Source organism: Acidimicrobiia bacterium, assembly GCA_041676705.1.
GTDB lineage: Bacteria > Actinomycetota > Acidimicrobiia > Acidimicrobiales > SKKL01 > Actinomarinicola.
In genome coordinates, this window is the sequence record JBAYRL010000009.1 from 64595 (window position 1) to 70976 (window position 6382).

The 6382-nt window shown below is 51.3% G+C and carries 7 protein-coding genes; 4 read left to right on the plus strand and 3 right to left on the minus strand.

Going from position 1 to position 6382, the window contains the following annotated elements; translation table 11 throughout:
- Positions 1–137: 137 nt before the first annotated feature.
- A complete protein-coding gene (locus tag WC184_11530) occupies positions 138–578 on the plus strand; it encodes a WhiB family transcriptional regulator (GenBank protein ID MFA7478495.1) in 441 nt (146 codons plus the stop codon).
- A gap of 46 nt (positions 579–624) precedes the next feature.
- On the opposite strand, the gene WC184_11535 is transcribed toward WC184_11530, so the two are convergent.
- Complete coding sequence (locus tag WC184_11535) at positions 625–1266, minus strand: response regulator transcription factor (GenBank protein MFA7478496.1); 642 nt, start codon at positions 1264–1266, stop codon at positions 625–627.
- Positions 1263–2006 carry a hypothetical protein gene (locus tag WC184_11540; protein ID MFA7478497.1) on the minus strand — a complete coding sequence of 248 codons (744 nt, stop codon included), beginning with the start codon at positions 2004–2006 and terminating at the stop codon, positions 1263–1265. The genes WC184_11535 and WC184_11540 overlap by 4 nt, the downstream gene beginning before the upstream one ends.
- A 1122-nt stretch (positions 2007–3128) precedes the next feature.
- Here WC184_11540 and WC184_11545 point away from each other — a divergent pair.
- Positions 3129–4136, plus strand: coding sequence for a ParA family protein (locus WC184_11545; protein MFA7478498.1), 1008 nt, complete (start codon positions 3129–3131; stop codon positions 4134–4136).
- A 35-nt stretch (positions 4137–4171) separates the two neighbouring features.
- A complete protein-coding gene (locus WC184_11550) occupies positions 4172–4753 on the plus strand; it encodes a hypothetical protein (protein MFA7478499.1) in 582 nt (193 codons plus the stop codon).
- Between the two features lie 355 nt (positions 4754–5108).
- On the opposite strand, the gene WC184_11555 is transcribed toward WC184_11550, so the two are convergent.
- The gene (locus WC184_11555; protein MFA7478500.1) at positions 5109–5504 is read right to left on the minus strand and encodes a hypothetical protein; all 396 of its coding nucleotides are present in this window, start codon (positions 5502–5504) and stop codon (positions 5109–5111) included.
- 477 nt (positions 5505–5981) lie between these two features.
- Here WC184_11555 and WC184_11560 point away from each other — a divergent pair.
- On the plus strand, positions 5982–6382 hold a 401-nt coding region (locus WC184_11560), incomplete at its 3' end, for a bifunctional DNA primase/polymerase (protein ID MFA7478501.1).

Below are 6382 nucleotides of genomic sequence, written 5' to 3' on the forward strand. Positions count from 1 at the left end.
CGCTGACCCACAAAAAGGTAGCGGTGGTTGTGGTACCCAAATCGGACACCCTTAGGGACCATAACAACCAAAACCTATCCCCCCCCACTATCCCCCCCCCCCTTTTTTTTTTAGGTTTTTGAAAGGCTGTACCGTCTATGATCACTGATCTTTCCGCTATTTTGCACAACACACCTGATTTGTCCTGGTTGGATGACATCAAATGTGCCGAGTTAAGCCCCGACGACTATTTCGTACCCGCTGGACATTCAATCCAACCCGCTCCCCAAGCAGCGTGCCGGCTTTGCCCGGTAAGAGAACAATGTTTAGCACACACCTACGAAGACGAAGAAGGGGTACGGGACCGGTCCGGCTACTTTGCAGGTATGTCCCCAGGACAAAGAGAACGGTCTAGTTTTACCGAAGCGTTAGAGTTCATCCGTAACGACACACCCCACCCAGATGACCAACAAATCTTTGACGACTACATCCAAGAAATCCGCAAAAATAGGGCGGAGCGTCACACCCCTGCCCTCCCAGAACCTAGCCATCGCACCAACCAGAAACGCCAAATTATTGGCAAAGCCACCATCGACTAACCAACCACCCCACACCAAAGGCTAGTTGTTGTGTTAACCAGGGTTTTTAGTTTAAAAGCCCGGCCCGTAACACTTTAGCGATCAGGTTAGTACGGGATCTAGCACCAAAGCGGTCCATAAGACGCCCAAGTTCCGACGCTACAGTTGCCCGTGACACTCCTAGAAGAGCTGCTATTTCAACGTTTGTTTGGCCTTCTGCTGCTAACACCAAAATTTCTCGTTCCCGAACAGTTAAACCACCAGTGCGGGCCATCACATTTTGGGTGGCGATCTCTGGTAACACTTCGGTAGCGGTCAACGAATCAATGGTGATCGCACCCCCAACTACTTCCAACAAAACTCTAGGTATCTCACTTAGAGGCGCCAGTTTTGACACGAACCCGGAAGCACCTGCTTGGAACACTGCACGCACACTTGTAGAGGAAACATGGGCCGTGAAAACAACGATCGGGATTTTTGGGAACGTTTTACGTAGCGCCACCACAATCTCACCAGTTTCGGTAGAACCTGGTACTGACAAATCGGTCAAAACAACATCGGGGGTGGTGTCCCCCACTACCTCCAAACTTTCAACCACGTTCATAGCTTCACCAACAACAACAAAGCCGTAACGTTCCAACCATTGTCCAGTGCCGGTACGAACTACCGCATGGTCATCAACGACCACAACACGATAACTGGTACTCATTTTTGTATTCCGTTCTGTCGACTTGCCAACCAAAACTCGATCACAGGCACAGACCACACAGGACCGTTCGCTATACGGCCCTGCGGTTGCGGCATCTGACCTCTAGCCAGATACGCCGAAACAGTGCGGGGTGCTATCCCACCAGCTTTTAACGCCACCCCAAAGGTGTCTAACATTTCTGTGACTATCAACTCGCCCGCCACGATCCCTAACGGTTCTTGTGCCAGTTCCTCAAACACTGCCGGGTCGAGCGGTACCCACTGACGAATATTTGTACGTCCCGGCCCCGGTGCTGGTTTTGGGTTGCTACAACCACCCACCAACACGCTTTGTGTGTCTAACAGCGATGCCACATCATCCCTACTAGCAACCGAATATGGAATCAGACGATGGTTTCGACATAAACACCACGGCCCAGACGTTAAATCTAATATTGTTAAATCACGGGCCCCTGGTACCATTTCACCAGTAGCTGAATAACGCCAACGCCCACGAATATCACGTTCATAACCTGGCGGAGCTAACGACTGGTTCTTCGGACGGAACCGGCGCGACCGTTTAGGTACCCGTTTAGGTTCCGTTAAACCCCGACCAGAGCTACCCCTACCCAACCCGGTGTCATCATCACGTAACCCTTGCAACAACACCGACGGTTTTGGTGTGTCGTCATCTTCAAAAGCATCAAGGTATTCGTCGATCGAACCCAACAGATCATCAATCGATTTATCCTGGTCTCCCATATCAACACTCTACTGTAAACCCCACGCTACGAACCAACACTTACCAGGCGAAACAAACCTTGCCACCCCACCAAAAGTTCTTGTACGACACTGGTGGTTATCGGTTTAAAGATCGTATAAAGTGTCGAAATGGGTTGTTCCCCCGTTTTCTGGAATCTGAGGCAACACAAACGCTTATCAGCTGACATGCTCCTATATGTCCGCCTAGTTGCCTCTGATTGTCCCCTGACCACAACCCACCTAAAACCGGTCTTTACACAGCCCCAAACCGGCCAGTTCGCTTACCGTCCCAACCGTTTAGGGCCACAGGTAACCACCACAAACCCAAACCAGAGGATACACACAGCCAACCACAACCGGTTTAAACTCTTCGACGTTCCTTTAACAGGGCACACCGCCACGTTAAATACCGGTATACACATGCAAATTGTGGTGGGTCATGTAGCAGTATTAATACATACACACACCACACCCAACCCCCACTATCCGACCTCAACGTCGTGTAATGTTCGGTATGCACAACTGACCAACACAGTTTTAATGTCTGTCACCCATCTCTACATACGGTTTATGACAGTGTATGTTGCGGTGTTTCTCACCGTTTTTAACGCACCTCTAACCCGTAGCTACCGCTTTAACACTTGTGAACATCCGGTTTGGCGGCCACATATCAAAGCGTCGCTAAAGCTATCCGCTACCAAAGGTGTAGCAGCTGGTGGGCTACAACAACCGACCTATAGCGCCCCCCAGCCGCTTACACAAAGCACCAGCGCAGGTTCTATACCCGCCACCTGCCGGTTACCAACACGGATGCCACAGCCCACATTAGGGTGTCACAGCTCTCCATCTCAGGTTCGTTTCCCCCAACCAACCTGTTGCGTAACGCACGAACAACGCTATCTAACCCCAACCCGAACCACCGCGGGTAGCAGCATTTATGACGATCGTAAGGTGAGCTTCGGGGCACCTGTAGCTACCTGTAAGCTTCTGGCATCGGGCATTGCTGGGATGCTGCGGTTGTAAGACCCGGTTGTTGTGTGTGCAACACCCCAAACCTAATCAGAGGCTATTGGCACGCAACAGAGGGTACCTTAAGGTGCCACATGTGTTATTGTTTGGGTTGTGGCACATCTTTTAGACGCTTCTAAAGCGCCCGGCGGTACTAACTGGCGCAAATCGTTCAACACCCCAACACAAGCCAGTGAGAACGTTCTTGCGGTTCAAACTGTTAAAGGTGGGGTGGGGAAAACGTCGTTAGCGGTTGGTTTAGGTGGCTTGTTGGCTCATTCTGGCCGTCAGGTGCTGATCGTTGACTTCGATCAACAAGGCAACTGTGCGCCTTCCTTGGGTGTTCACCCAGATTTGGATGACGATGGGGAAGGGTTGTTGTCAGCCTTAGCTGACCCTGATGGGACAGCCCCAAATGTGTTAAGCGACGAAGCGTTAAACGTCACGGTTGACGAATGGCTTTTTACCCGCCCAAATCTTCATCTGATCCCTGGGGGACAGGCACTAGCACACCTTGGCGCGACTTTTGTTGAACACGCAGCCGAGCTTGACAGTAGGGGAGTGCCTAGGGTTACCTACGGCCCGGAAAGTTTGTTACGCCTACGTGCGGTGCTAGCACATCTCAACGACCAATACGATCTGATCATAATAGACAGCCCCCCTGGGGAGGCTTGGGCGCAGCTGTCCACATTGATAGCGTCACGGTTTGTTCTAGTTCCTACCGCCACCGATGACCGTTCAGTAGAAGCAGTAGGTTCTGTTGCGCAACGTTTCAGCGAAGCTCACCAATACAACCCAGATCTTGAACTGTTGGGCCTATGTCTTTTTGGGGTGGGACGCGCTGAAACGGCTGTAGCGCGTTCCACTAGGGAATACGCCAAAGCTCTTTTAGGAAACCAAGTGATTGTGTTCAACACTTTTATTCGTGACGTGCCAGCACCGGCCGACAAAGCCCGCACCCTTGGTTTGCTACCACATGAACTGGCTTGGTGTCATACCCAACGACGACACTCATACCCGCCAACAGCTGAAGGGTTAGCCGCAGATTATGAAGCTTTAGCGTTCGAAGTTCTAAACGCTAGACGCATGGCGCTGACACGTAGCCGTACCGCCCAAATCTAAACCCCTGAGCCCAAAACACCTAGCGAGGACATCAAGTGGCAACCCCACGGAGACAAAACGTTAAACCAATCGACCCGTCTGTTTGGGGAAACCCACCCGCAGGCCTAGGTGACCTTTTAGAACCCCCTGCGGCTGCGGACACAGCCGTTGCCCCAACAACACCAAAACCAGAACCAAAACCATCTCAACCGGTTTCTGTTACCGTTGGTGGGACTGACCATGGAATACCCAACAAAAACGAACCCGATCCTGATGAGATCATCAACCACAACTTTACGGTAAATCCACTGTTGTTAGACCGGATGAGAACCGCTAGAGAAAAACTAGCAGCGACCAACACCGAAGTTTGGGCGCAAGCCTACCAAGAATGCGAACCACGCCTCGACCAGCTTTTTGAAGCGAACAGCTGGTCCAAATCCCCGTTTGCGGTACCGCGACGAAAACGAGTGTCGGTAGGCGCCCAGTCTCATCTACGGCTACGAATGACCCAAGCACAACGAGACTTTTTAGACGAAGAAGCCCAACAACGCGGTGCCGAATCAACTTCGGGTTTTGTTGAAACCGTGCTGAACACGTTTTTTGATGATGAAGGTATCCCACCAGCCAAAAAACGGTAGCCACCCAAAAACCCTGTCCACAAACTGGTTACCGCGCACATCTAAACAACCCTGACACCAAAAACTGGGCGCAGCGGGAACCTCTACCAGCGACGCTCGAACTAAACCAGCTAGCAACCACTCTGCCCGCTAGGGGAGCACACCACCCCAAAAACGTTTTTGTTAAACACTAGGCGACCTGAACACAACCACCTCTCGGGGTGGTCTCTTCGATGCCTAAAAGGTTTTGGGTGAAGCCCTAAAATGGCTGCCACTACAAAACCAAAACTAAAACCCAACTTGGTGGCGATCCGACCATCACCGTTTTGGTGTCCCCATCCCCACAAAAAGCCGATCCGGCTAGGCGCCAGTACTTTCAGGAACGGTCGAAGGCCTGGTTGTAAAGACTGGTCGCCCGATTCCTTAACAACGCCCCAATAGCCTCGTTCTGTTTGGCTTGTGCTTTAGCCATGGTCGCCAACGACTCTGATATCTCAGCCAAAGTTTCATAAGCCGCTGCGAGTTCTAAAGTATTATCGGATCCTGGTTCAACCCGACCCCCAAGGCTAGAGATCTTAGAAAAACTCTGGTCAGGTGCCGGGCTAGTTTCGCGTTGCGCCACATATTGTTCTGCGGTTTCTTTGTCTACTAGCCACCGCGCTTTTGGGTTGTAAGCACTTCGTGGTGGCCAGGCCAACACAAAACATTCTGGGTTTTTAGCTAGCTGAGCGCACCATTCACGGGTTACACCCAGCAGCTTGGACCACTGCACCAAAGAAATAGTGGGGGTTGTGGGAGGTCCGTTCGCTATCACTGTTGAAAAGTCCCCCTGAGAGTCACCCTCGCAGGCGGGTAGAACACCGATCTGCCAAACAAAGCTACACCTTTGTAGTTACATTCGTGTAGTTTAAGGGTTGGCTTGACTAAACAAAGGAAGGTTCCAAGCTGCGCCAACAGCTCGGAACCTTCAATAGCTTGACGTAACCCGAAAACCTTTGACACGGAACCACGGGAAACGTCCTGGACCAGAAGAAGGACAATGGCTTCAACTCGCCACCAACCAGCATACCAAAACAAAACCAAAACACAAGTAAAACCCAACCCAAAACCCGAAAGTTCTGGTAAGGGTTCAAGTTCTGGAGTCATACAACCAGTATACGGCACTACCACTATTGGTGGGCCAACACAGAACCAAAACCAAACTGACCCAAAAGTTGGGTTTGGAAACCAGAACCAGTTTTGGTTTTGTGTGTCAGCCAAACCAACCCCGACCCAAACCGAAACTATCGCCGAGGTTTTAGGGTTAGGTGATGTTGGGTGGCCGTTATTCCCCAATAACACGATCGGGGCGGCTACTAAAGTTCAACACCTCATCGCTACACCATCACAATCTTGGTGTGTGCGACCTTCCCCCAATTTTTTGGTCGTTGATTTCGACCATCTGGACCCTGGGTTAGATACCTGGTTGATTCAACTGATCGAAGAAGCCCACCACAACCCCGACCTTTTCGTGTTGGTTCAACAATCAGGTCGCGTAGGTGGCCGTCACCTGTGGTGGTTTGGTCCCCCAACGCGCCGCACCCAAATAGCCACAACTGCTAAAAACTTCGGGGGGGACATTAGAAAAGGCTGGTCAATGATCCGCCTACC